This window comes from Rickettsiales bacterium, from assembly GCA_041396965.1.
GTDB lineage: Bacteria > Pseudomonadota > Alphaproteobacteria > Rickettsiales > SXRF01 > SXRF01.
This window is the reverse complement of record JAWKXN010000001.1, coordinates 1,689,040-1,712,103: the sequence shown is the minus strand read 5'-3', so window position 1 is coordinate 1,712,103 and position 23,064 is coordinate 1,689,040. Positions and strand designations below refer to the sequence as shown.

The following is a 23,064-nucleotide window of genomic DNA, read 5'->3' as shown; positions in this document are numbered from 1 at the left end:
TGTGGAGGATTGTACAATAACTAGATATTAAGAGAACATTAAATATGATTCATGTAACAGAAATAGTGTGCGCTTTTTTATAACGCATTATACAGGTTTAACTGGTTCCAGCAGCTAAGGTAGAGGTTTTCATTTCTGTTTTTGTTGTTTCATCCACACTAGTAGATGGCTGTTTGTATTTTTCTTGATATCTTGTTTTAAGTTCATCAACGGCCCCAACAATTGCTATATTGGCATTTGGATAGCGTTTATCTAAATAACTACTATTACTGACAGTGTTAAGCTCGGCGTAGGCGTGCTGTGTTCCTGGAATGCTAATGTTAAACGTAACATTAGATGTAAGACCTGCTTTGTTCATTACCTCTTTATGCTCCGCTCGTTTGTCGGTACCGGAAAATATTACAAAAGTATTTTCTGGGTTTTCGTAACCCATTACTTGTTTTTCTGTTCTTGGGTCATTCTGCAGAGCTTGTACGCTTATAGCTAATAGATTAACCTTATTATCAGCATTATCTGACATTTTTTACCTCATCAAATTATTTTACTTGCTTTGCGGTATGAAGCCTTATCTTTAGATAGGGTTTTTATAGCTGTTTATAGTAATAACTATATTAAATTAGTGTAACAGCAACATGTAGATTATTGTATCATTGGAATTTGCAAACAAAAGTTAAGTTTTTATGACATAAAAAATAGGACATAGCCCGAAAGCTATATCCTATTGGAATAAATTACTATTTTAATTTTATGCGGCTGTTCCAGCGGCGGCGGCGACTTCTGACGCGAAATCAGACTGGGTTTTTTCAATACCCTCACCAAGACGATAATTGATGAATCCGGCTATTTTTATATCAGAGCCAAGTTTTTTGGATACGTCCTCAACCGCTTTTGCTATTTTGCTTTTTCCATCAATTACAAAAATTTGCTCGCTAAGAACAGATTCCTCAAAGAAGCGATCCAATCTTAGTTGCGCCATTTTTTGTTTTATAGCGTTATCATCGCCATATGAGCGGACTTTCTTAAGTAGGTAAGCGGCTTCTTGGAAGAAAACATCCAATAGTTTTTTAGTCTTACTGGCATTTTGTTTTTCTTTAAGATCCTCACTCACGCTTTGTCTATCGTAGTCAGAAAGTAGTTCATCAACATTAGGAACGGTTTGCGTTAACTCAGCAAGTTTTTGCTCAATTATTTTTTCTGAAAAAGCACGTTCTGAAGTCATTTTGTCTTTGTATTTAGCGACAGCGTTTTCAAAAGATACGTAACTATCAAAGAATTTTTTAATTTGTTCACTACCTGCTTCTTCTTCACGTTTGATGACATCAGCGCTTACTTCTTCCTTAGTAAGATATACTGGATTAGATGCTGCTATATGCATAGCTAGTTTTTTGCCAAAATCCTCTAGTTTTTCTTTATCGCCAGTGGATTCTAGCGCGACTAGAACAGCGATTTTACCCATGCCAGCGGATACCGCTCCGTGAACATATGATGAGATTGTTCCGTTATTAGCGGTCATGGTAGCGCTACGACGTAAGGTCATGTTCTCACCAATGGTTGCTATAGCGTTAGTTATATCAGTTTCTACCTCAGCTTTTAATTTTTCAACATCATCACCTTTATTTAGGGCAATCTCAGCTATTTTTCTGGTTAGTTCTTGGAATTGCTCATTGCGTGCTACAAAGTCTGTTTCGGAGTTAAGCTCTATAAGCGCTCCTTTGTTTCCTTCGGTAACTACTGCTACTACACCTTCAGCGGCTACACGATCAGATTTTTTAGCGGCCGCTGATAGACCTTTTTTACGAAGCCAAGCGATGGCGGCATCCATATCAGCGTTGTTTTCGGTAAGAGCTTTACGGCAATCCAGCATTCCAGCCCCAGTTGATTCACGAAGGGATTTAATCATTGCTGCTGTTACTTGTGTCATTTCAATTTCCTTTTCTCTTGGCTGTCATCCCAGATGTAGTAGGTTACTTTAGAAGTAAATCTAACAACTATTACATCACCAGATTAGATCTTGGTAATTAGGTTATTTGGGATGACAGAAAGTTATTACAATAATTTACTATAATTATTTAGTATCATCCTGTTTTTTCGCTCTGGATTTTTTTACCGTTACTGTCGGAGCTTTTTTAGTTTCTTTAGAAGAGTCATCGGATTTATGTCCACGAGTATTTTTACGTGTTGATTTTTCATTACCCTTACTATCTTCCTCCGATTTTTCCGACTCAGTAACAGTATTATCGCCTGATGATTGTGTATTTTCTTCCACGTCTTCTGGCAAATTCTCTCCAGCGTTTTCATCAGCGCCAACATCACGACCTGATTTCGCTATGCTTTGTTGTAGACCATCAAGAGCAGCATCAGAAATCAGACGACAATACATACGAATCGCACGTATTGAGTCATCATTGCCTGCGATTGGATAGGTGATTCCTTCTGGTGAGCTGTTACTATCAATAACAGCGATAATAGGTATACCAAGTTTTTGCGCTTCTTTTATGGCGAGGTCTTCTTTATTGGTATCAATAATAAAGATAAGGTCAGGACGACCGCCCATATCTTTTATCCCACCAAGGGAGCTTTCTAACTTGTCACGTTGACGGCTTATGGACAGCAATTCTTTCTTGGTAAAGCCAGCGTTTTCACCAGATAATTGCTCTTCAAGTTTGCGTAGAGTTCTGATAGAAACTTGAATAGTATTCCAGTTGGTCAGAAGTCCGCCTAACCAGCGTTGGTTGATATAATACTGACCACAATTTTTCGCTGATTCAGCTATATGTTCCGCTGCTTGGCGTTTTGTTCCAACAAAAAGTATACGGCCATTTTGCGCGGCGACATCACGAACGGCGATTAACGCCTGATGAATCATGGGAACAGTTTTGCCTAAATCTATAATATGAATATCGTTACGGGTTCCATATATATATGGAGCCATGCGTGGATTCCAACGTTTTGTTTTATGACCAAAATGAACGCCAGCTTCAATAAGCTCGCGCATATTAAATGCGGGTAGAGACATTATAAAATCCTTTTTTTCCAGTTAATACCTTGATTGTAAGTTTGTAATTCTTATGTTTCGTCTAGTCTACATCACTACCAGAAATAAGAACACCGGATGGAAGTAACACACCGTGCTACTGCCGTACGTACAATCTGTGAGTTCTCTTTTTTAATAAAGAGTAGTGGGCTTATAGTTCAAGTTGGTTAATAATTCAAGGAAATAATGCGATTTTATAGATATTTTCCCAGTTTTACTCAAAAACAAATCGAGGAGAGGTCATATTTTGTCTCTCTTTAAGGATTTTTTCACGAAAATCCCCTTCACCTTTGGCTGATTCTAGCAGTTTATCAAGGCTGGTTTTTGGCTTTATATCAAGCTTTTCAGCTACTGTCCCCGCCATTTCCGGCTTCTTGGAGAATTCATCTTTATGAGTTGTAATAACGTCATCAATTTTAAGGTGTGTTTGTTCCTGATAATCGGGAGGAAGAGCCTCTTGACGTTTGCCATGGCGCATATCTTCTATACCTTCTTTTACCCAATTGGCGCGTTCTTGCGTCATAATTCCAGCCTGAACATATTTAGGGAGGCGGTTCTGTAGTGAACTCCAATATTCTTCTTGCTTCTCTTTTATTTCTTTTTTCTGACCGACATTACCGATTTTTCCGATCCAACCATTTATATCATCAAAAGCGACAGTCGCCGGATTTAACCCCATATTCACCAATAACACCTCAAGACCAGCGCCGGTAAATACCTCTTTCATCGTGTTTAGTGCTTCAGTTCTTTTTTCTTTTGGTATTCCACCTTCTTGCCAATAATGGTCACGTACACGGTGTACCGCATTAGTGAACTGTTTTATGTGATCAGCAGTAAGCTTGTCACGGAATACGGGACCAAGTAACGTGTATGCTAGATACTCAATTTGAGTTGGATCTTTCGCCGGATTGTCAACAGCATGGTGTGCTAGATAATACGCCCCTTCTTTAAGGCGTAGGTAGGAGGGAGTGGTCGCTCCTGAAGTCTTATCATTTAGACCTTTGAACATAGTATTACGATCTTGCATGCTGGTAACACGTCCAACCATACCTATCCCATAATTTATTCCAGGTATTGGCATTGCCCATGTACCTGATGCTGAACCAAATACACCGGAGGAAGCTGATAGCCAGCTCCATGTGTCGCCTTGTATATGCGACACACTAGTTAAGTAATCCTCGAGATAGCGCGGATTTTTATTGGCTTCTTTAACATCTTTGTAGGCGATGTCAGAACCAATTTTAACCCCCAGCAATCCACCGAGCGAGTAAAATCCGACATGAGCGTATTTTATCCATTTATCGCGACTGGTAAGACCTTTGGGATTATAGTTCTTTACTATACCGTGTATGGGTTTTAGGAAAGAAGGTGTTTTGTCAGCAGCTATCGCATTGCCGTTGGCTAGGTTACGACCTGTCGCGATATTGGCGATTGAACCAAAGGTAAGTAGACCAATAAGTAGCCCGATAGCACTGTCCAAACGATTCATGGGAAGAACGGCAAGCGAAGCGTCACCAATCCATTTAACAGCAGGTGGTGGGGCTTTGCCTTGATGTTTATATTGCTCTTGATTTAGCCTCATCATTTCATAAGCGTAGTCACCGGCACTTTTTCCTTTAGTGCTTACCTCAGGGTGAGTTATTCCGGCTACCGGAGCGAAGTCCTTAGAAGAAGAGCTATTTGTAGCTGGGTTTTCTACATCGCGATAACTTCTTTCCCTTCCGATTTCTGGCGTAGCTTGTTCCATATCCTACGCCCCCGCTGGTGATGTTGAATGATGAGTAGGAGTGTTTCTTTCTTTAACTATCCTATCAGAGAAACTCTTAGCGCTATTATTTTTGCCAATCCCAACTAATTCTAGTGCTTCATTTATCCAGCGTACTAACGGTATAGCGTTGCCAAATTTAGCGTTCTTAGGATTTAACCCTAACTCTTCAATAGCTTTATCAAATCCTTGCGCGAAATTTTTTTCGTTTATATCGTTATGATTGCCGAATATTTTTTTCATATCGGCGCTTACCGCTTCAGCGAGTTTTTCGGGGTTTATAACACCGTCTTGGTTCTTGTGTTTGTCAAAAGTTTTTTGGAATATTTCCTGTATTTTGCCGCGTACTCTTTCTTGCGCTTCCGGTGATTTAAGATCTTCTCCAAAAAGTGGCTCTAATACTCTTGTTACAAGTCCTTTTGCCCATCTTTCATCTACTTTGCCGCCGGATTTTTCCGCTAGCTTAGTATATTCACCAACACTACCAAGCATAGAGTCAAGAGATTTTGCTGGCGCGGCGTTGCCTTTTGCTAGGTCGCCAGTAAATATTCTCGCCCCATTGGCGGTAGCGAAAGCCATATTAAGCATGGCTCCGTAAATGATGGTAAGCATGGAGGCGGTACTAAAGCCACCGGTAGCCGCTGTGAGAACACGCATTACTTTCGCCTGATTATAGTGCGCGTGCTTTTCCGCGTCCATGAATGTAAGTGGCGATTTAGATTTTTTAGCGGCTATAAAGGCTTGCTCTTTGCCGTCTTTCTCAAAAATAAATGTGCTGCCGATAACTGTTCCAACACCAGCGAACACAGCGGGTAGCATTTGATGAGCGAGTTTTTTCCATTGTTGGTCAGGAGCGTCGGAATGAGGATTCCAGTCAATGGTTTTATGTAGGAAACGCAAAGGAGCAGGAACATCCTTGCGTTTTACTTCCTCATACTCACCCTCAGCGAATTGGTTTACACCAAACATTATATCTCTTAAATAATCACCCGTCTTCCAGCCAAGCGCCATACCGGCGGCAGATGATAGACGATGTTGTGAAGGGAGTGACTGGAACGCATGGTGACCGTTATTTAAGAATTTGGCTGGATACTCAACAGCAGAAATGGCGGCTTTCTTGATGCCGTCAAATTTTGTTGGATTTATTTTTTCCTGCCAGTTCATTTTATTTTTTGCTTTTTTAGCTTTTTTTGGTTAAACACTCCCTCACTATTGAATTTAACACGACATAATATGTATTCTCAAGAATATATAGTTGTGTAACCCTAAATTTAACACAACTGTAACAAATTAGTTAATTTTTGCGATATATTAATGGTTTATGTAAAATAATCTTAATATAATTTTGGCACGTATATCTGCTTTCATATCTCTGAAGTAGAGAGGATAAAGAGCATAACCTACCGGTCACGCCAGCCTTGAGCATGCCTCATCCGCCTTTGCGTCTTTGCGCTACGGCGAGACAAGTGTGAAAATCAGTAGATTTTTTCGGAGGTAAAACATATTTTAAAGTTTTTATTAAGTCAGCTATTGAAATTGGCGAATAAGGCTGTATTGTTCCGCAGAATTTGTAAGATAAAAATATCAAAATTATATTGTTATATGTATTATTTGGAAGGGGTAAGTTTATGAAAATAACGCCAAAAGTTAAGAAAATTCTGTCTTTTTACGAAAGTGATAACGCTGGAACAAAAGCGAATTTGGTTCGTATGTTGATGCAAGGCAAGCTTGGAGGAACTGGAAGGCTGGTAATTCTTCCGGTGGATCAAGGGTTTGAGCATGGTCCTGCTCGTAGTTTCGCTAAAAATCCTGACGCGTATGATCCACATTATCATTTTCAACTGGCGGTTGACGCTGGGCTTTCCGCTTACGCCGCTCCTCTTGGTATGTTGGAGGCAGGAGCTGATAGTTTCGCTGGTCAAATTCCATTGATACTAAAGGTAAATAGTTCTAATTCTTTTGCCCCTAAGGCGGACGCTCCTAATCAAGCGGTGACCGCATCAGTGGCGGACGCTCTTCGTCTTGGTTGCTCGGCGATTGGTTTTACCATCTATCCCGGATCCAACAATATGTTTGATATGATGGAAGAAATCCGCGATATGGCAGAAGAAGCCAAAGCTTATGGTCTTGCTGTGGTTATTTGGTCATATGTGCGAGGTGAGGATATAAGTAAGGTCGGTGAGACCGCTATGGATACTTCAGCTTATGCCGCCCATATCGCCGCTTTGCTTGGCGCGCATATAATTAAGGTTAAGCCGCCAACAGAAGCTTTAGAGCAAGCGGAAGCGAAAAAAGTGTATGAGGCAGAAAAAATCGCTATTGGCACTCTTAGCGATCGTATAGCGCATATTAAGCAAGCGTGTTTCGCTGGACGGCGTATTGTGGTATTCTCCGGTGGAAACGCCAAAGGAGAGACAGAGCTTATGGATGAGATCCGCGCTATTCGTGATGGTGGTGGTAATGGTTCTATTATCGGGCGTAATACCTTCCAGCGTCCGCGTGCTGAGGCGCTAGCTCTGCTTGATAATATTATCAAAATTTATAAGGGTGATAAATAATTGTACGAGGGTTCCTGCCGCCTTTATCTCATTAGTCCACCGTCTATTAATGTTCCCGATTTTAGTGAACAGCTAAAGCAGGCGTTTGATGGTGGTGATGTTGGCGCTTTTCAGTTGCGTCTAAAAAATGTGAGCGATGAGGAAATATTAAAGGTGGCGGAGCTATTGCGACCTATTTGCGCACAATGTGAGGTTGCCTTTATAATCAATGATAGAGCTGATATTGCCGCCAAAATTGGCGCTGATGGTGTGCATCTTGGGCAGGATGATGGTAGTATAATATCCGCTCGTAAGCTTCTTGGTGATGACGCGGTAATAGGCATTTCTTGCCATGATTCCAAGCATTTGGCTATGGTTGCCGGAGAGGAGGGAGCGGATTATGTGGCGTTTGGCGCTTTCTATCCTACTAATAGTAAGAGCCCTGAGGATTTGGCGAAATATGGAACTCCAGATCCTGAGATATTAAGCTGGTGGCAGGAATATATGCTCTTGCCCTGCGTGGCTATTGGTGGTATTAACCCGCAGAACTGTTCGTCACTCATAAAGGCGGGGGCTGATTTTATTGCGGTGATACAGGCAGTGTGGAATCATCCGGTTTCACCGCAAAAGGCGGTGGCGGAGTTTAATGAGGTGATAAAAAAGGCAAAAAATTATGAAAATTGATGGTGGTGCGGTGCGTGCGGGAATGGTGATTGATTGGAATGATAGGCTGTGGTTTGTGGTGAAACATGAGATAAGGACACCCGGAAATCTGCGTTCTTTTAATCAGGTTGAGCTTAAAGACGTAAAGACCGGTACTAAAAACACGCCACGTTTTTCATCATCAGAGAAAATAGAGCGGGTCTCACTGGATTCACGTTCATGTAATTTTTTGTTTGTTGATGGTGATAATTACACATTTATGGATAATGAGAATTATGAGCAATTTATTATAAATAAAGAATTTTTAGGTGACGCGGCGGCATTTTTGCAGGACGGGATGACCGTTGAGGTGCAGACTCATGAAGGAACACCGTTATCTGTCGCTTTGCCGCCAAAAGTATCGGTAAAAATAGCGGAGGCTGATCCGGTAATAAAAGGTCAGACGGTTTCTTCCTCGTATAAGCCAGCTATTTTAGAAAATGGCGTGAGAATTATGGTGCCGCCATTTATTCCGGCGGGAGAGACGGTGGTAGTGGATACTAGCAGTTTTGAGTATGTTGAGAGAGCTAAAGAGTAAAATTGGTTTTTTGTGTTTTAACTATTGGTTAATGTTGATAGTCTATTATCCTTTATAATACAGTATATTATTTGTAGTATTTTGATTTTTCTTATATTATTTGATTTTTTCTATGGCTTCTCCTGTTATAAATGTTATGACCTCCGCCGCGATTAAAGCTGGTAAAGGCTTATTGCGGGATTTTGGTGAGGTAGATAAATTACAGATTTCTCGTAAAGGAGCTTCAAACTTCGTTACTAAATCCGACATACGCACCGAGAAGCTATTGCGTAAGGAGCTTTCTGTAGCTCGCCCTGATTATGGGTTTTTAATGGAAGAAGAAGGGGAAATAGAAGGAAAAGACAAGAAGCATCGCTGGATAATAGATCCTCTTGATGGAACAAGTAATTTTATTCACGCCATACCTTATTTTTGTATTTCAATAGCTTTGGAGGAATTGAAAAATAATGGCAAAAGAGAAATTACAGCCGGTGTTATATTTGACCCGATACATAATGAGCTATTTTCAGCGGAAAAAGGTAAAGGAGCGTTACTTAATAACCGTAAGATATTAATCGCTAGCCGTAGTAATTTTGAGGAATTAATGCTGGCTACCGGCAGTCCAAGAGACGCTATAGCAGCTTGTGAGCGGATGGAAAAATGTGGTTCAATTATCCGGCATTTTGGGGCTTCCGCATTGGATTTAGCCAATATGGCCGCTGGAAGAATAGATGCTTGTTGGCATAATAACGTCCAGCCATGGGATATAGCCGCTGGTATGCTTATTGTCACGGAAGCCGGTGGCGTTTGTAGGAAAATAGATGGTGCTGATATAGATATATATTCTAACTCAATTCTTGCTAGCAGCCCGTTTTTGTTTGATTCTGTTAAGAAAATAGCGTCTGATAAATCGTGAATCTATCCATTTCGTGTGAATGTTAAATGGGTATTTATGTTTTTTGTTGATTTTATAGATAAATAGATGCTTTACTTATGTAATAAATGAAATATTCAATATGATAGTGAAGGGTTTTTATGCTTTATAAGACTTCAAAGGACGAAAATATTAAATCGGTTTTTTACCGTACGTCATCAATTTTAGCTATATCCGCTCTGTGTTGTTCTTTTATGTTTACTCAAAGTGCGGAAGCTCGTGAAAAGCAAAGAGCAAAGCCAAGCGTGGAGGTTAATCTTGGAGTTTTGGACAAATTGGCACCGGTTAGGAAGGATCCTTTCGCTCCTGCTATTAAGTCAGCCACTAAGTCACAGAGTAATGACACTAGAAAAACATCATCTAAACCCTCAGGCGGTAGTAAAGTTATGAAAATGCCGGAAAGCAAAGCCGGTTATAAGCCTTCATATTCACCGGTTGATGATGTTTTTGATAAGGCTAAAAACAATAATAAGTCTAAAGCTAAGACCAGTAAGAAGGTTGTTAAAAAGCCGGTTATACATAAAAAACCGGAAATAAAACCAGTTCCTAAATTTACCGAGAAGGATTTGAAAAAAGATAAGCCGGTAGAGGTCAAGTCTGATGTTAAAATCCCTAAAATAAATGATAAGGTGTTAGTTGATAAAACTAAGGATATTAAGCCTCCTAAGAGCAGTGATTTGGAGAATATAGTTAAGAAAGATGTATCTCCTGCAACTCATCCAGTTATCAACAAAATTGATAGTGTTAAGGTAACACCTCCGAAAGGGAAAATTATAGAAACTCCTGAATTTCCAGCGCCACCAGTTGTTGAGCCTGTAGTTGAGGATAAGGTGAAAATAGTTCCTGATGTTCCAAATATTCCGAAAATGCCAGAGGTTGATGTTAAAAAGCCGAAAGTTGACATTGATATGCCAAAAATTCCAGAAGCGCCTAAATTGCCACATTTTGATGATTCAGCCGCAAAAATTCCTGAATTTCCAGTGCCGCCAGCGGTAGAGATAGAGCATCCAAAGGTTGATGTGGAAGTTCCTGTGTTGCCAGTTCCACCGGTATTGATTGATGATAAAGAGCCAGAGGAAAAGAAGGCTTCTGATGTGAAAATCACACCTACCGCTCCGCCACCAAATATTGATGAGGAGTTCGCTAAGGCTTTAGGAAGTGATGGCGGTGACAACGATGTAGTGGAAGATAAAAAGGAAGAAAAGAAGCCGGACGTTAAAGGCAAGGCAGCTGATGCTCCAGACATGACAATTAAGTTTATTAGTACCGAGACCGTGCTTCCGCTTTCTATTGAGCCTGATCTTAAGGAGCTAGCTAAGAAAGTTAAAGAAAGCGGCGAGAGGGTGACTTTAATATCCTACGCTAGTGAGTCAGCGGATCAGGTGACTTCGGCTAAGCGTGTGTCATTTTCTAGGGTTCTTGCGGTAAGAGCTTTCTTGATTGAAAATGGTGTTGAGAGGATAAATATAAGTGTTCGTGCTGAGGGTAATGATGATCTGAAGAGAGGAGCTCCTGACAGGGTTGATATTTTCCTAGCAGGTGGTAGGTTGTAGCATCATCTATCATCATTTAAGGTAATTATTAAATGGCTGGTCATTCACAGTTTAAGAATATAATGTACCGTAAGGGAGCGCAGGACGCTAAGCGTGGTAAATTATTTACCAAGATTGGAAGAGAGATAATATCGGCGTGTAAGGTGGGTAATCCTGATCCAGCTTCTAATCCTCGTTTACGTAGTGCTATATCTTGGGCACGTAGTGAGAATATGCCAAGAGATAGGATAGAAGCTGCCATAAAACGTGGTAGTGGGGATGTTGATACTGATAATTTTGAGTCGGTACGTTATGAGGGGTACGGGGTTGGCGGAATAGCTATCATCGTAGAAGCGCTGACTGATAATCGTAATCGTACAGCACCAGATATACGGGCGGCGTTTAGTAAGTTTGGTGGTACGATGGGAGAGTCTGGAAGTGTAAGCTTCATGTTTGATTATATTGGGCGTATTGTTTATAAAGCGGAAATAGCTACACAGGATGGAATGTTTGAGGCGGCCATAGAAGTTGGCGCTGATAATTGCGAGTTTGATGATAATACTCATATAATAAGTTGTGCTTTGGAGCAGTTCGGGCAGGTTCGTGACGGTCTTGAAAATAGGTTTGGTGAGCCGGAATCAGCTAAGATGATATGGCAGCCGAAAAACACGGTGTCAGTTGATGAGGAGCAAGCTAGGACTTTGCTTAAAATGATAGATTTGCTGGATGATAATGATGATGTGCAGGAAGTATTCTCTAATTTTGAGATTTCTGATGATATATTGCAGCGTATAAATGATTGAAGCATTTATTTATGGTCACGATTTTAGGAATTGATCCCGGATTAAGGCACACAGGATGGGGGGTTATAAATTCCTCTGGTAATAGTGTTTCTTTTATATCTTGTGGCGTGATTAAAAGTAATTCCAGTGATAATATATCAACAAGATTGCGTCAGATACATGATGGGATTATTAAAATAGCTGATTTATATAATCCTTACGAAGCTTCTGTAGAAGAGACTTTCGTAAATAAGAATAATGCCTCTAGCCTTAAGCTGGGACAGGCGAGGGGAGCTATCTTGCTTACTCTTGGTTTGCGTGATATTGTTGTTTGCGAGTATAGCGCTAATTTTGTGAAAAAATCTGTGGTGGGGGTAGGACATGCCGATAAAAATCAGGTGGCGATGATGGTAAAAAGGCTATTGCCGGAAAGCGACGCTGTTGCCGTTGACGCTTCTGACGCTCTTGCGGTTGCTATTTGTCACGCGCATAGGAGAGATTTTAACAATATAAAAAATAACAATATGGTAATGACATGATAGGAAGGCTTAGAGGCATAGTAGAGGAGATTAATGATGATTCGCTGATCATTGATGTGGGAGGGGTTGGCTATGGTGTTTTTGTCTCTACTAGATTGCTCTCTGAGTTGTCGGTTGGTGAAGAAATAAAATTGGTTATAGAAACTAATGTTAGAGAAGACCATATACATTTATATGGGTTCTTAGATAATATGGAGCGTGATTGGTTCCGTACGCTCGCTACAGTACAGGGGGTAGGTAATAAGGTGGCTATCGCTATTTTGGCGGCTTATTCTCCGGTGCGTATTTCCCAGCTAATTATGGCAAAAGACGCGGCTTCTTTTAAGACCATCAGCGGTATAGGCGCGAAGCTTGCCGAACGTATTGTAAGTGAGCTTAAGGATAAAGCTCTTAAACTTCCAACTTCGGAGTTTGTGGTTGATGTGGCGACCGGTAGTAAAGGTAATATTGTTAGGAAAAATCTGAAACAGGCTGTTATAAGGAATGATCTAAACGATGATGCTGTCTCCGCTTTGGTTAATCTTGGATATAATCGTGGTGATGCTTATGGGGCGGTGGCAAAAATAGTGAAAAATGATGAAAATCAAGCTGTTGATGAATTGATAAAGCTTTCTCTTAAAGAATTAGCGGGTGCTTGATAAATATATATTTTTTGGGTCTGATGTTTTCTACTTAGGATTCCATGAGGCGTGCTGAAGGTTCGCATTATCTCTGGTTTATCGTGCCTGTCGGTCTTTGCTGTATACCGGATGTGCCGCCGGTAGGGTTTTTATTATATGTAATAAAAACATAATATTTCAATTATTGTGGTTTGTTCGTATAATTGCTATCATCGTGCGGTTGTTATTGTATATGAGGGTGGTTTATGGCTACGGTTTATGAAACACAGAAAGATTATGAGCAAAACAAGCTGAAAGAACAGGCGAGTAAGCTTAATTATAAGGCGGAGTCGCAGTTCTCAACGGGCGCGGTGTCGGGGCTTGTTGGAGTCGCTGTTGATAATTATAATTTGCGTAAAGCTAGCCCATCTACAGGACTATCTTGGGCGGCATCCATATTAAATATAGTTGGTATAATACAGGTAGTGCGCTCTTTCCTCACTCGTAATCGGGCACATGATTTGTCTCTTGAGCGTGAGCGGATGGGACCACATTCTTATATTAAGCTTGATAGAGGAGGTCACACTTTTAATGTAGAGGATCCGGCTCTAGCGACTAATTTGTCACTTAAGAATAAGGATAGTGATTGTAAAGGCTGTGATAAAAAAGAGTTCGCTGATAATAGTCTTAAAAAAGGTGATATAAAATCTAAAACACTCTCCGAGCACGCTGAAAAATCAGGCGAGATGGCGATAGGTTAGTTTATAGCTTATCAATCGGTGAGGGTGGTGCGAAATAATAGCCTTGAAATAACGTAATATTTAGGTGTTTTAGTTCGTTGTACTCTTCCTCTGTTTCAACCCCTTCGGCTATAACTGTACATCCGGTGTTTTTTGCTAGCGTGTTTATCTGGTTTATAGTGGTACGAGTATCTGGGTTAGAAATTCCACCGAGTTCCTGTATGTCTAGCTTAACAAAATCAGGGCGTATTTCCTGTATGAGCTTTTTAGCGTTATCAAAGGTAGTAATATCATCAAGAGCTACTGAATAACCTTGGGAAAGGGCGTACTCGCAAACGCTTTTTACATGTTTCAGATCGTGTTTGCTTTCGCAACGGGTGAACTCCAAGACTAGATTTTTTGGTATTATTGAAAACATTTTAGCTGCTTGCCCTAGTCCCTCTAAATAGACAGACGGGCGGTGGATAAAACCCGGAAAGAAATTTACAAACAGAAATCCTAAGCATTTACCAGACGCGAAAGTTTGGACTGCTTGCACATGTAAGTGACGATCTATTATATGCTCTATATTAAGTATTTTGCTTGCTTTTACTATGTCACCACCATTTATGATTTTTCCGTCAGCGGAGCTGGCGCGGACAAATGACTCAAAGCCAAATCTTTGTTTTTTATCGGTTACGATTGGCTGTAAGTAGCACATTATCCTATCTTCTTTTAATGCTTCGCCAAGCCATAAATTTTCCGCGATATTCTGAATTGATGACGCTTTTTTAAGTTCCTCATCGTTATGTATTTCTTCTTGTGTGGTAAGAGCGACTTCAATGGCTGAGGTGAGTTGGTTCTTTTGTAAAATACTATAGGTTTTTGCCCACAGCTCCGCCCATTTATGAGTGGTTTGCGCTACCCATCTACCATCTTTCTCTTTATGGTAGCCGATTCCCTGCAATTTATTGGCGATGTCTGAATTGAGAGCACCTGATTTTGAGAACAGGTTTAACCAGTAATTATCGTACTGCAAGTACGGTATATTGAATATTTTCTGTTGGGATTCAGGCATAATAAAAAGAGAGCGATATATTATAATTATAAACAATGGGTTACAATAGGATATGGTAAGTTAGTTACTTTTTTATTAATAATGCTTTTATAGCCTGTAGTTATATAACTTTATTTTTACTCATAAAGATTAAGAAAAATCCCGATCATGGGTTAGGCTTGGTAGGTTTTTTCTGACCTGTTCTACAATTGTTAAGTCAAGTTCTGCGGTTATTATTGTCTCATCAACGTCGCCGTCAGCGATAATCTTTCCCCATGGGTCAATTATTAGCGAATGTCCGTAGGTTTGTTTTCCATCGTCATGGGTGCCGGTTTGAGCTGGGGCTATGATGAAACAGCTATTCTCAATGGCTCTCGCTCTTAGTAATGTGTGCCAGTGAGCCTCCCCAGTTTTTTGGGTAAACGCCGCTGGTACGGTTATTATTCTAGCTCCCGCTTTTGCAAGTTGCCTGTATAGTTGTGGAAATCTTAAATCATAGCATATGGTCATACCTAGTTTGCCCCATGGAGTGTCTACGATTCCCATTTTATTTCCAGCCTTTATTCTTTTAGATTCTTGATATGAATGACTGTCGCCGACCTCTACATCAAATAAATGTATTTTATCGTAATAGGCGGCTATTTTTCCATCGGGACTAAAAAGTAGGCTGCGGTTAAAGTTTTTTTGATATTTTGTGCCATCTTGCGACAGTATGGCTATGCTGCCAATAAGTAGCCATATATTATGTTTTTTTGCCATATTGGAAGAAGCGATTATCGCCGGATGATCATCTTGATTATAATATTTTTTATCGCTATCGGTTTTTTCCATGCGGAATGTATTTTCAGGAGTTGTTATAAGAGAACAGCCTTGAAGCGCGGATTTTTCCACCATTTTTTCAACTTTAATGATATTGCTTTCAATGTCATCACTGGCGGTAAATTGTACGCACGCTATTTTTAGTTTGTCCATTGTCATGATGTATTTTATATAAGTTCTTGTTTAATAAAAATAACCAAAGATTAATATTATTCCTGTAGTATAGCCTGACTTCAATCAAGTAAATGAAAGTGTTATGAATGTATAACATAAGCAAACGAAATACACTGATATATTTTTTATTACTTACCATCAATGTTTATGGTTATGACTCTATTGCCGCTGATAGTGTGGATAAAGACAGAGGAAATATATCAGGCGACAATGAACAATCTGTAGAAAAAATCGCGGATGAGAAATCGGAAAATGATTCCGTTGTTTACGTTAAGTATATAGAGCCTTTACAAGAGGTCAGGAACAAGTACGAAAAAATAAAGGCAGATGGTGGTTGGGCGAGTTTTAAGCTTGGCAAAACCATAAAGCCGCAGATGAGTGATAGTCGTATTCCTACTATTCGCAGTATACTTTCAGTGATGGGTGATTACAAAAAAGAAGAAAGTAAAGAAGATGAAGAAACTGATACTGAACAATCCGAAGATGTTTTTGATAAAAGGTTGGTAGAGGCTGTTAAAGAGTTTCAGAAAAGGCATGGTCTTGAAATAGACGGTATGATAGGCAAGAATACACAGGCGGCGATGCTTGTTCCTGTGGAGTTCCGTATTGCTCAGATAGAGGCGACATTAAAGCGCATGCAGGAAATGAAAGAGCTTGGCGGACGTTATATTCTGGTGAATATAGCTGGATATTATCTGTCGGCGGTTGAAGATGGTGAAGATATAATAAAATCAAAAGTAATTGTTGGTGATGTCAAAAATAATACTCCTATTTTTAATAATAAAATAAATCATGTGAGTTTTAATCCACCATGGTATGTGCCAAAAAGCATAGCCTCAGAAGAGATAATGGCTAAGATAAAAGAAAATCCAGATTTTTTAACTGACGGTAACTATGTGGTAACGGATGTTTATGGGGATGTTATAGAAAATCAGGATATTGATGCGGAAGTTGAAAGTGGTGATTATTACCGTTTCAAACAATTACCTGGAAAGGGTAATACTCTTGGTAAAGTAAAGTTTAATGTTCCAAATAATCATAATATATATTTGCATTCCACGAAATATCCACAACTTTTCAATAAGACAAACAGAGCGTTAAGTCATGGTTGTATTAGGGTTGAGAAACCAAAAGAACTTACTCATTTTATTATGAAAGGACGCTCTGGTTGGGACAGCTCGCGTATAGATAAAACTTATGATAGTGATGAATCTAAAATTGTGATGATAAAAGAAGTTCCTGTACACGCCGTTTATTGGACAGCGTGGGTTGATGAAAAAAGTGGTAAGCCTTATTTTTATCCTGATATTTATGAGCTGGAAAAAGATAATATAAATAGGATAGTTAGAGAAAATAAAATTGCTGATAAGTAGGTTGCGGTTTTTGCCGTTAGTTGTTTTTTCTTTTATCTAGCAACCACAAAGCTCCGATAAACGCTCCTTTAGCTCTAGGTAGAATTAATAGCGCTAAGAGAATAGCGATGCTTGGCCAGAATATTGCGGTAACCCATAGTGGAAGATTAATCATAGGAAATGTAATAACTATAAATGGTGTAAGCAGGCAGCCAACTATTATCATGGTAAACCACGCTGGACCATCATCAGCCCGTATACTGCCAAGTTCAGTTTTACATATTTGACAATTATCTACGGGTTTAAGGTAAGATTTGAATATTTTTCCCTCTCCACAATTTGGACAAAGGGAAAAAGAACCGCGAACAACAACTAATGGGAAACTAAGTTTATCATCACTCATGATTATTTTCCAACTTTTTTCTGTTTATTTATTTGCTCACTTCTTTCTATGGCTAGGTTGTTTTCTGGTACATCGGTGGTTATTACGCTTCCCGCTCCGGTTATAGAGTTATTTCCAATTTTTACTGGAGCTACCAGCGAGCTGTTAGAGCCGATAAACGCTCCTTCACCAATTATTGTTTTATGCTTGTTTACACCGTCATAATTACAGGTAATTGTTCCGGCTCCGATATTAGCATTATTGCCAACTTCGCTATCACCTACATAGCTTAGGTGATTGGCTTTGGCATTATCTCCCAGTGTGGTGTTTTTTAGTTCAACAAAATTTCCGATGTTAGCGTTATTACCTACTACACTGCCTTTACGCAAACGGGCGAATGGTCCCACGACCGCTCCTGATTTTATATGTGCCCCCTCAATATGAGAAAATGATTTTATCAAAACGCCACCCTCAATATTTACCTCTTCACCAAAAACAACATTTGGATGGATTATTACATCTGGCGCTATTCTAGTGTCGCCGCGTAAATATACACTGCTTGGATCGGTCATGGTAACACCGCTATCAAGCAGATTCTTACGCAGACGGTTTTGGATTACGGATTCAGCCTCAGCAAGTTGCGCTCTGCTGTTTACTCCTGAAAGTTCAGAAGCGTCAGCTTCTACCACAGAGCAATGTAGATTCATATCACCGGCGAGCGCTATAATATCCGTTAAATAATATTCACCGGCTTTATTGTTTGGAGTGATTTTAGAAAGAATATCAAAAAGATATTTGCCACTTACAACCATAACCCCTGAGTTGCAGAGATTAATTTTTTTCTGGGCATCGTTTGCGTCTTTTTCTTCTATTATCTCACTTATATGCCCTTTCTCATCAAGTAGCAGACGACCATATCCGTATGGGTTGGTAAGGCGCATACCAAGAACCGTAACTTCCGCTGATACGGATTTCTCCAGCATTCTTTCCAGAGTATCAGATGTTATGAGTGGAGTGTCACCGTATAATATTAACACTTTCCCGCTATATGATGATAAATATTCTTTGGTTTGTGATACAGCGTGAGCCGTGCCAAGCTGTTCATGTTGGATGGCAAAGGACGCTTTGTTATCAATCTTTTTTACGGATTCTTTTACTGATTCCATATGATCGGCGATCACCACTATTTTTTTATCAGGGTTAAGTTTTGATACAGTGGTTATTACATGATTAATCATCGGCATTCCGGCGACCTCATGCATAACTTTTGGCATGGTGGATTTCATTCTAGTACCCTTACCGGCAGCAAGTATTACGCAGGCGAAAGAAGTCATAAACTCTCCTTATTTTTACACGGAAGTAACCACAAAATTGACATTTTGTAGGGGCTACTATAGTTTTTACGATAGAAGAATGAATAATCTAATTCGCTCAATAAATCAATAACATCTGGGGTGATGACATGGAAATAATGACTACGATACTTATGGCTACTCTTGCTTTAGTGATAGGGTTTCTTGCGGCGTGGATAATCGCGAATGGTCGTAGGAGTGGTATTTCTGGCAGATTTGAAGTAGCTCAGCAGAAATTAGATGAGCTTAAAAAAGAAATTGAACTGCATATACAGGAAAAACAAGGGTTTTATGAGCGAGCGATAGCGGCGGAAACCAAGAACGAAGTCCTGAGCAAAGAGCTAGATAATACACAGGAAAAATTACGCGCTGAGTTCAAAAATACGGCGAACAATATATTTGAGAGTTTTAGCGATAAATTCTCCATAAAATCTGAGCAGAAAATAAGCGAGATATTAAATCCACTGAAAGAGCGTCTTGGTGAGTTCAAAAAGAATATGGAAGAGTCATTTTCCGCGCAAGGCAAAGAGACGCATACTCTAAAGGCGGAAATAGAAAAAATAGTATTGCAAACCGATAGTTTGACCAAAGCCCTAAAGGGTGATTCAAAAGCGCAAGGAAATTGGGGTGAGGTTATGCTAGAGCGGATACTTGAAAAATCAGGACTACGTTCTGGTGAGGAATATATAGTACAGGCATCCGGCATGGGTTTGAAAGGTGATGATGGTAGTCGTCTGCAACCAGATGTAATAGTGAATTTACCGGATGAGAAACATATAATAATAGATTCCAAAGTATCGCTTACCGCGTATGAACGTTATTGCGCTGAGAGTGATGAAAACGCGAGTAAATTGCTTATCAAGGAATTTATCCGTTCAATAAAAGCGCACGTAAATAATCTTAGCGATAAGAGTTACCATAATATAGAGTCTCTTAAAACTCCCGACTTTGTAATGTTATTTTTGCCGATTGAAGGGGCATTCTCATTGGCTTTACAGGAGGATAGTGATCTTCATTCATATGCTTGGGATAAAAAGATAGTACTGGTTTGCCCTTCCACCATGTTTGCCACACTGCGCACTATAGCCTCTATTTGGCGGATTGAGCGGCAGAATCTAAACGCTCAGGAGATAGCGAGGCAGGGTGGCAAATTATATGACAAAATAATGGGTTTTATGGAGGATATGGAAAAAATAGATGAGCATATCGGGAGATTGCAAAAAACCTATGATTCAGCTCGTGGTAAGCTGGTAGATGGTCGTGATAATATGTTAAGGCAAACGGAAAAACTGAAGGAACTGGGAATAAAAGCTAATAAATCGCTGCCTAACTCCTTGAAGGATAAGCTGGAAAGTGATTTTGACGAAGGAAATGGGCGGTTTATAGAGGTTGAAGTGGCGGAAGGTTAAGGAAGGGTGAATATAAAATTTTATGTTAATTATCCTGTAACTAATTGATTATTCCAAAGTGGTTGCTTTCTTAAAAAATCTCATTTTATTACAATATGATAGTTAATAACATATTCACTTTTTTCATGTAATATAACTGTCATACATATGAAAAATAAACCTTCACAAAATTGTAACCCAAATAAAAATAAAATAGGTTATGATAAAAATATATAGGGGAACATAATTTTTAGATAAGTTTATTTTAGGAGTTTAGAGATGAGTAAAGTTAGTTTTGGTGAGATGATAGAGGGAGCTGAGCGGATTACGAAAGTGGTTCCTGTAGCGGAAAATGTGGTAAATGTTGCTTTTAGCGCGGCGGAAAAAGCGCTTGGTGGTAATAAAGATATAGTCCTTTCTGATAGTAATGAAGTATCAGTTCCGCAAGGTAGAGCTAGTAACGCTGGTAAGTATGAAGGCAGAGCCTAATATTAGTAGAAATCACCTCTTAAATTCTAACCCTAGAAGCTTATAAGTTTCGCTATTATCTTTCCATCTTTCCTTTATTTTTACGAATAGGGAAAGGTGGATTTTTTTATCAGTTAGTTTTTCTAGTTCTTTGCGGGACGCTATTCCTATCGCTTTAAGCATCGCGCCATTTTTGCCGATTACGATTTTCTTTTGTCCTTCTTTTTGTACATATATAGCCTGCGCTATTTTTATGGAATTATCTTTCTCATCCCAGCTTTCGGTTTCTACCATAATTGAGTAAGGAATTTCCTTATTGAGGCGTAAAAACAACTTTTCCCGTGTTATCTCAGCGGCAAGCATACGCATGGATATATCACTTATCTGCGCGTCAGGATATAACCAAGGATGGGCAGGGATGTTATTAGCAAGATATGAGGTTACGTCACTTACACCACTTCCTTTTAGGGCTGATACCATAAATATTTTGTGGAAGTTGCCGACTTTATCGCAGGCGGCGGCAAGGTCAAATAGTTCAGATTTTTTTATAGCATCTATTTTATTAAGCAGTAGGCAGACTGGTTTATCGGTTTTTTCTTTTAGCTTGCTGATAATGGTAAGCAAGCCATCATTTATACCTTTTGCCGCGTCTATTAATAGTAAGACAATATCGCTATCGGAAATGGCTGACCATGCGGCACTTACCATTGCCTGTTCAAATTTTTTATCAGGATTGAAAATTCCCGGTGTATCTATAAATACTAATTGAGAGTTCTCATGGGTATAGATGCCACGTATATTAAATCTGGTGGTTTGTACTTTTGGAGTAACTATAGAGAGTTTTCCGCCGATCATATAATTCAGTAAAGTGGATTTGCCAGCGTTTGGTGCGCCGACAATAGCGATAATCCCACATTTTTGTTTATCGGTTGAGTTGTTACTGGTGGTCATAGGTTTTTCAGTATGCCGAGTAATTCTGTTGCCGCTTCCTGTTGAGCGGTTTTCTTAGAGCCAGCGCTCGCGGTCGCTGGAGCGTAACCTGATACCGTTACTTCTATGGTAAATATTGGAGAGTGGTCAGAGCCTTCGGTTTTAATCATTTTATAGGAAGGAAGTGGTAGCCCTCTACCTTGTGCCCATTCTTGTAGTTCGGTTTTCGCGTCTTTTACCGCTTCAGGAATATCAGCGGCAATTTCCTTCCAACGAGGAGTTACGAAATCGGTAGCCGCTTTTATCCCACCATCCAGATAAATCGCTCCGATTAACGCTTCCATAGCGTCCTCAAGGTTTGAGGAACGTTCTCTGCCACCAGATTTTTCTTCGCTTGTTGAGACTATAAGATATTTTCCAAGATCAATTTTATTTGCTACTTTAGCCAATGTATCACCGCGCACTAATAGGGAAAGGCGGCGTGCTAGTTCTCCTTCTTTTTCTTGTGGGAACATATCATAAATGATGTGGGCGACCAACATTCCAACAACTGAATCACCAAGAAACTCAAGGCGTTGGTAGTTTTTCTTTTTATTTACACTGGGATGAGTAAGGGCTAATTCCAGCAAACTTGTATCGTTGAAAGTATAGCCGATATTTTTTTGTAATTGTTTCATTAATTAATAATTTTGAAAAAACGTTCTATGCGCATGGTCTTGAACCAACTGAAAGGCTCAAGAAGCTTTGATGTGCCATTGGTTGAAAACCAGATTATCTCGGCTCTTCCCACTAAATTTTCCTCAGGAACAAACCCAACTTCAAAACGGCTGTCACGTGAATTATCACGATTGTCGCCCATAACAAAATAATGCCCTTCCGGTACTGTATATTCAGGAGTATTATTAGCCAGATAATAACTCTCAATTTCCTCTCCCGTAGTCATATAAGGATCTGGTAGGTTTTCCTTTAATATGGTTATATTCTTGCCTTCTGGAAGGGTTTCTACAAAACGTGGTATAGTCTCTATTATATTGCCTTCAATGTCAGAAAAGTCCGCCACACGTTTACGCTCAAGTTTTTTGCCATTTATATAAACATAACCTTCTTTTACTTGAACCATATCACCGGGAAGCCCGATAACCCTTTTTATGTAGTCAATACGAGGGTGTGGAGGGTAGCGAAATACTACTACATCTCCTCTTTTGGGTTTTGAAGCCATTACCCTTCCCGAAAATAAAGGTAGACCAAGAGGAAAGGAATATCTGCTATATCCATAGGAATATTTAGAAACGAACAGGTAATCACCAACCAGAAGGTTGCTTTTCATAGAACCAGATGGGATGTGAAAAGGCTCAAACAGAAAGCTGCGGACAACTAAAGCCAACAGTACGGCAAAAACTATCGTTTTAAGAAAGCCATCCCAAGGATATTCCTTCTCCTTAACGTCAGTATCTTTGTCCGTGGTTTCTATTTTATCCATAA

The 23,064-nt window shown here is 39.7% G+C and carries 24 protein-coding genes; 12 read left to right on the top strand and 12 right to left on the bottom strand.

Features of this window, described 5'->3' with window-relative positions; all coding sequences use genetic code 11:
- Positions 1-97: 97 nt before the first annotated feature.
- The 5 genes from R3D71_09035 to R3D71_09015 form a co-directional block, all read right to left on the bottom strand.
- Positions 98-520: a hypothetical protein gene (locus R3D71_09035; GenBank protein ID MEZ5691792.1), complete on the bottom strand. Its 423-nt coding sequence runs from the start codon at positions 518-520 to the stop codon at positions 98-100.
- Between the two features lie 225 nt (positions 521-745).
- Complete coding sequence (tsf, locus tag R3D71_09030) at positions 746-1,921, bottom strand: translation elongation factor Ts (GenBank protein MEZ5691791.1); 1,176 nt, start codon at positions 1,919-1,921, stop codon at positions 746-748.
- 144 nt (positions 1,922-2,065) lie between these two features.
- The gene (gene rpsB / locus R3D71_09025; GenBank protein MEZ5691790.1) at positions 2,066-3,016 is read right to left on the bottom strand and encodes a 30S ribosomal protein S2; all 951 of its coding nucleotides are present in this window, start codon (positions 3,014-3,016) and stop codon (positions 2,066-2,068) included.
- Between the two features lie 232 nt (positions 3,017-3,248).
- On the bottom strand, positions 3,249-4,781 hold the full coding sequence (locus tag R3D71_09020; GenBank protein MEZ5691789.1) for a hypothetical protein: 1,533 nt from the start codon (positions 4,779-4,781) through the stop codon (positions 3,249-3,251).
- Positions 4,782-4,784: 3 nt separating this feature from the next.
- Positions 4,785-5,963 (bottom strand): hypothetical protein, encoded by a 1,179-nt coding sequence (locus R3D71_09015; protein MEZ5691788.1) that lies wholly within the window; start codon positions 5,961-5,963, stop codon positions 4,785-4,787.
- A gap of 464 nt (positions 5,964-6,427) precedes the next feature.
- Between R3D71_09015 and R3D71_09010 the strand changes: the two genes are divergently transcribed.
- The 9 genes from R3D71_09010 to R3D71_08970 all read left to right on the top strand — a co-directional run bounded on the left by R3D71_09010 (position 6,428) and on the right by R3D71_08970 (position 13,702).
- Positions 6,428-7,357: a class I fructose-bisphosphate aldolase gene (locus R3D71_09010; GenBank protein ID MEZ5691787.1), complete on the top strand. Its 930-nt coding sequence runs from the start codon at positions 6,428-6,430 to the stop codon at positions 7,355-7,357.
- Positions 7,358-8,020 (top strand): thiamine phosphate synthase, encoded by a 663-nt coding sequence (gene thiE / locus R3D71_09005; GenBank protein MEZ5691786.1) that lies wholly within the window; start codon positions 7,358-7,360, stop codon positions 8,018-8,020.
- Positions 8,010-8,576 (top strand): elongation factor P, encoded by a 567-nt coding sequence (gene efp / locus R3D71_09000; protein MEZ5691785.1) that lies wholly within the window; start codon positions 8,010-8,012, stop codon positions 8,574-8,576. The genes thiE and efp overlap by 11 nt, the downstream gene beginning before the upstream one ends.
- 112 nt (positions 8,577-8,688) lie before the next feature.
- Positions 8,689-9,471, top strand: a complete 783-nt coding sequence (locus tag R3D71_08995) for an inositol monophosphatase family protein (protein ID MEZ5691784.1) — start codon at positions 8,689-8,691, stop codon at positions 9,469-9,471.
- Between the two features lie 119 nt (positions 9,472-9,590).
- On the top strand, positions 9,591-11,042 hold the full coding sequence (locus R3D71_08990; GenBank protein ID MEZ5691783.1) for a hypothetical protein: 1,452 nt from the start codon (positions 9,591-9,593) through the stop codon (positions 11,040-11,042).
- A gap of 32 nt (positions 11,043-11,074) precedes the next feature.
- The gene (locus R3D71_08985) at positions 11,075-11,824 is read left to right on the top strand and encodes a YebC/PmpR family DNA-binding transcriptional regulator (GenBank protein ID MEZ5691782.1); all 750 of its coding nucleotides are present in this window, start codon (positions 11,075-11,077) and stop codon (positions 11,822-11,824) included.
- 11 nt (positions 11,825-11,835) lie between these two features.
- Positions 11,836-12,342 carry a crossover junction endodeoxyribonuclease RuvC gene (gene ruvC / locus R3D71_08980; GenBank protein MEZ5691781.1) on the top strand — a complete coding sequence of 169 codons (507 nt, stop codon included), beginning with the start codon at positions 11,836-11,838 and terminating at the stop codon, positions 12,340-12,342.
- On the top strand, positions 12,339-12,980 hold the full coding sequence (ruvA, locus tag R3D71_08975; protein MEZ5691780.1) for a Holliday junction branch migration protein RuvA: 642 nt from the start codon (positions 12,339-12,341) through the stop codon (positions 12,978-12,980). The genes ruvC and ruvA overlap by 4 nt, the downstream gene beginning before the upstream one ends.
- 227 nt (positions 12,981-13,207) lie before the next feature.
- A complete protein-coding gene (locus R3D71_08970) occupies positions 13,208-13,702 on the top strand; it encodes a hypothetical protein (GenBank protein MEZ5691779.1) in 495 nt (164 codons plus the stop codon).
- Between the two features lies 1 nt (position 13,703).
- On the opposite strand, the gene R3D71_08965 is transcribed toward R3D71_08970, so the two are convergent.
- A complete protein-coding gene (locus R3D71_08965) occupies positions 13,704-14,738 on the bottom strand; it encodes an EAL domain-containing protein (protein MEZ5691778.1) in 1,035 nt (344 codons plus the stop codon).
- A 129-nt stretch (positions 14,739-14,867) separates the two neighbouring features.
- Positions 14,868-15,695: a carbon-nitrogen hydrolase family protein gene (locus tag R3D71_08960; GenBank protein MEZ5691777.1), complete on the bottom strand. Its 828-nt coding sequence runs from the start codon at positions 15,693-15,695 to the stop codon at positions 14,868-14,870.
- A gap of 101 nt (positions 15,696-15,796) precedes the next feature.
- On the opposite strand from R3D71_08960, the gene R3D71_08955 reads away from it, so the two are divergent.
- Positions 15,797-17,083, top strand: a complete 1,287-nt coding sequence (locus R3D71_08955; protein ID MEZ5691776.1) for a L,D-transpeptidase family protein — start codon at positions 15,797-15,799, stop codon at positions 17,081-17,083.
- Between the two features lie 16 nt (positions 17,084-17,099).
- Here R3D71_08955 and R3D71_08950 read toward each other — a convergent pair whose 3' ends face one another.
- Entirely contained in the window at positions 17,100-17,465 is a 366-nt protein-coding gene (locus R3D71_08950) for a DUF983 domain-containing protein (GenBank protein MEZ5691775.1), read from the bottom strand.
- Positions 17,466-17,467: 2 nt separating this feature from the next.
- Positions 17,468-18,778, bottom strand: a complete 1,311-nt coding sequence (glmU, locus tag R3D71_08945) for a bifunctional UDP-N-acetylglucosamine diphosphorylase/glucosamine-1-phosphate N-acetyltransferase GlmU (protein MEZ5691774.1) — start codon at positions 18,776-18,778, stop codon at positions 17,468-17,470.
- Between the two features lie 128 nt (positions 18,779-18,906).
- Between glmU and R3D71_08940 the strand changes: the two genes are divergently transcribed.
- Both R3D71_08940 and R3D71_08935 read left to right on the top strand, forming a co-directional pair.
- The gene (locus R3D71_08940) at positions 18,907-20,205 is read left to right on the top strand and encodes a DNA recombination protein RmuC (GenBank protein ID MEZ5691773.1); all 1,299 of its coding nucleotides are present in this window, start codon (positions 18,907-18,909) and stop codon (positions 20,203-20,205) included.
- Between the two features lie 258 nt (positions 20,206-20,463).
- Positions 20,464-20,673, top strand: coding sequence for a hypothetical protein (locus R3D71_08935; protein MEZ5691772.1), 210 nt, complete (start codon positions 20,464-20,466; stop codon positions 20,671-20,673).
- A gap of 12 nt (positions 20,674-20,685) precedes the next feature.
- Here the strand turns inward: R3D71_08935 and era are convergent, their stop codons facing one another.
- From era to lepB, 3 genes are read right to left on the bottom strand one after another with little or no spacing between them, the layout of a single operon-like run.
- The gene (gene era / locus R3D71_08930; protein MEZ5691771.1) at positions 20,686-21,603 is read right to left on the bottom strand and encodes a GTPase Era; all 918 of its coding nucleotides are present in this window, start codon (positions 21,601-21,603) and stop codon (positions 20,686-20,688) included.
- The gene (gene rnc / locus R3D71_08925; GenBank protein ID MEZ5691770.1) at positions 21,600-22,259 is read right to left on the bottom strand and encodes a ribonuclease III; all 660 of its coding nucleotides are present in this window, start codon (positions 22,257-22,259) and stop codon (positions 21,600-21,602) included. Before rnc ends, era begins: the two co-directional genes overlap by 4 nt.
- Entirely contained in the window at positions 22,259-23,062 is an 804-nt protein-coding gene (lepB, locus tag R3D71_08920; GenBank protein MEZ5691769.1) for a signal peptidase I, read from the bottom strand. Before lepB ends, rnc begins: the two co-directional genes overlap by 1 nt.
- Between the last annotated feature and the right edge of the window lie 2 nt (positions 23,063-23,064).

Coding starts and splice junctions, on each gene's coding strand:
- R3D71_09035 (MEZ5691792.1), bottom strand. CDS start 520: ATGTCAGATAATGCTGATAATAAGGTTAATCTATTAGCTATAAGCGTA.
- tsf (MEZ5691791.1), bottom strand. CDS start 1,921: ATGACACAAGTAACAGCAGCAATGATTAAATCCCTTCGTGAATCAACT.
- rpsB (MEZ5691790.1), bottom strand. CDS start 3,016: ATGTCTCTACCCGCATTTAATATGCGCGAGCTTATTGAAGCTGGCGTT.
- R3D71_09020 (MEZ5691789.1), bottom strand. CDS start 4,781: ATGGAACAAGCTACGCCAGAAATCGGAAGGGAAAGAAGTTATCGCGAT.
- R3D71_09015 (MEZ5691788.1), bottom strand. CDS start 5,963: ATGAACTGGCAGGAAAAAATAAATCCAACAAAATTTGACGGCATCAAG.
- R3D71_09010 (MEZ5691787.1), top strand. CDS start 6,428: ATGAAAATAACGCCAAAAGTTAAGAAAATTCTGTCTTTTTACGAAAGT.
- efp (MEZ5691785.1), top strand. CDS start 8,010: ATGAAAATTGATGGTGGTGCGGTGCGTGCGGGAATGGTGATTGATTGG.
- R3D71_08995 (MEZ5691784.1), top strand. CDS start 8,689: ATGGCTTCTCCTGTTATAAATGTTATGACCTCCGCCGCGATTAAAGCT.
- R3D71_08990 (MEZ5691783.1), top strand. CDS start 9,591: ATGCTTTATAAGACTTCAAAGGACGAAAATATTAAATCGGTTTTTTAC.
- R3D71_08985 (MEZ5691782.1), top strand. CDS start 11,075: ATGGCTGGTCATTCACAGTTTAAGAATATAATGTACCGTAAGGGAGCG.
- ruvC (MEZ5691781.1), top strand. CDS start 11,836: ATGGTCACGATTTTAGGAATTGATCCCGGATTAAGGCACACAGGATGG.
- ruvA (MEZ5691780.1), top strand. CDS start 12,339: ATGATAGGAAGGCTTAGAGGCATAGTAGAGGAGATTAATGATGATTCG.
- R3D71_08970 (MEZ5691779.1), top strand. CDS start 13,208: ATGGCTACGGTTTATGAAACACAGAAAGATTATGAGCAAAACAAGCTG.
- R3D71_08965 (MEZ5691778.1), bottom strand. CDS start 14,738: ATGCCTGAATCCCAACAGAAAATATTCAATATACCGTACTTGCAGTAC.
- R3D71_08960 (MEZ5691777.1), bottom strand. CDS start 15,695: ATGACAATGGACAAACTAAAAATAGCGTGCGTACAATTTACCGCCAGT.
- R3D71_08955 (MEZ5691776.1), top strand. CDS start 15,797: ATGTATAACATAAGCAAACGAAATACACTGATATATTTTTTATTACTT.
- R3D71_08950 (MEZ5691775.1), bottom strand. CDS start 17,465: ATGAGTGATGATAAACTTAGTTTCCCATTAGTTGTTGTTCGCGGTTCT.
- glmU (MEZ5691774.1), bottom strand. CDS start 18,778: ATGACTTCTTTCGCCTGCGTAATACTTGCTGCCGGTAAGGGTACTAGA.
- R3D71_08940 (MEZ5691773.1), top strand. CDS start 18,907: ATGGAAATAATGACTACGATACTTATGGCTACTCTTGCTTTAGTGATA.
- R3D71_08935 (MEZ5691772.1), top strand. CDS start 20,464: ATGAGTAAAGTTAGTTTTGGTGAGATGATAGAGGGAGCTGAGCGGATT.
- era (MEZ5691771.1), bottom strand. CDS start 21,603: ATGACCACCAGTAACAACTCAACCGATAAACAAAAATGTGGGATTATC.
- rnc (MEZ5691770.1), bottom strand. CDS start 22,259: ATGAAACAATTACAAAAAAATATCGGCTATACTTTCAACGATACAAGT.
- lepB (MEZ5691769.1), bottom strand. CDS start 23,062: ATGGATAAAATAGAAACCACGGACAAAGATACTGACGTTAAGGAGAAG.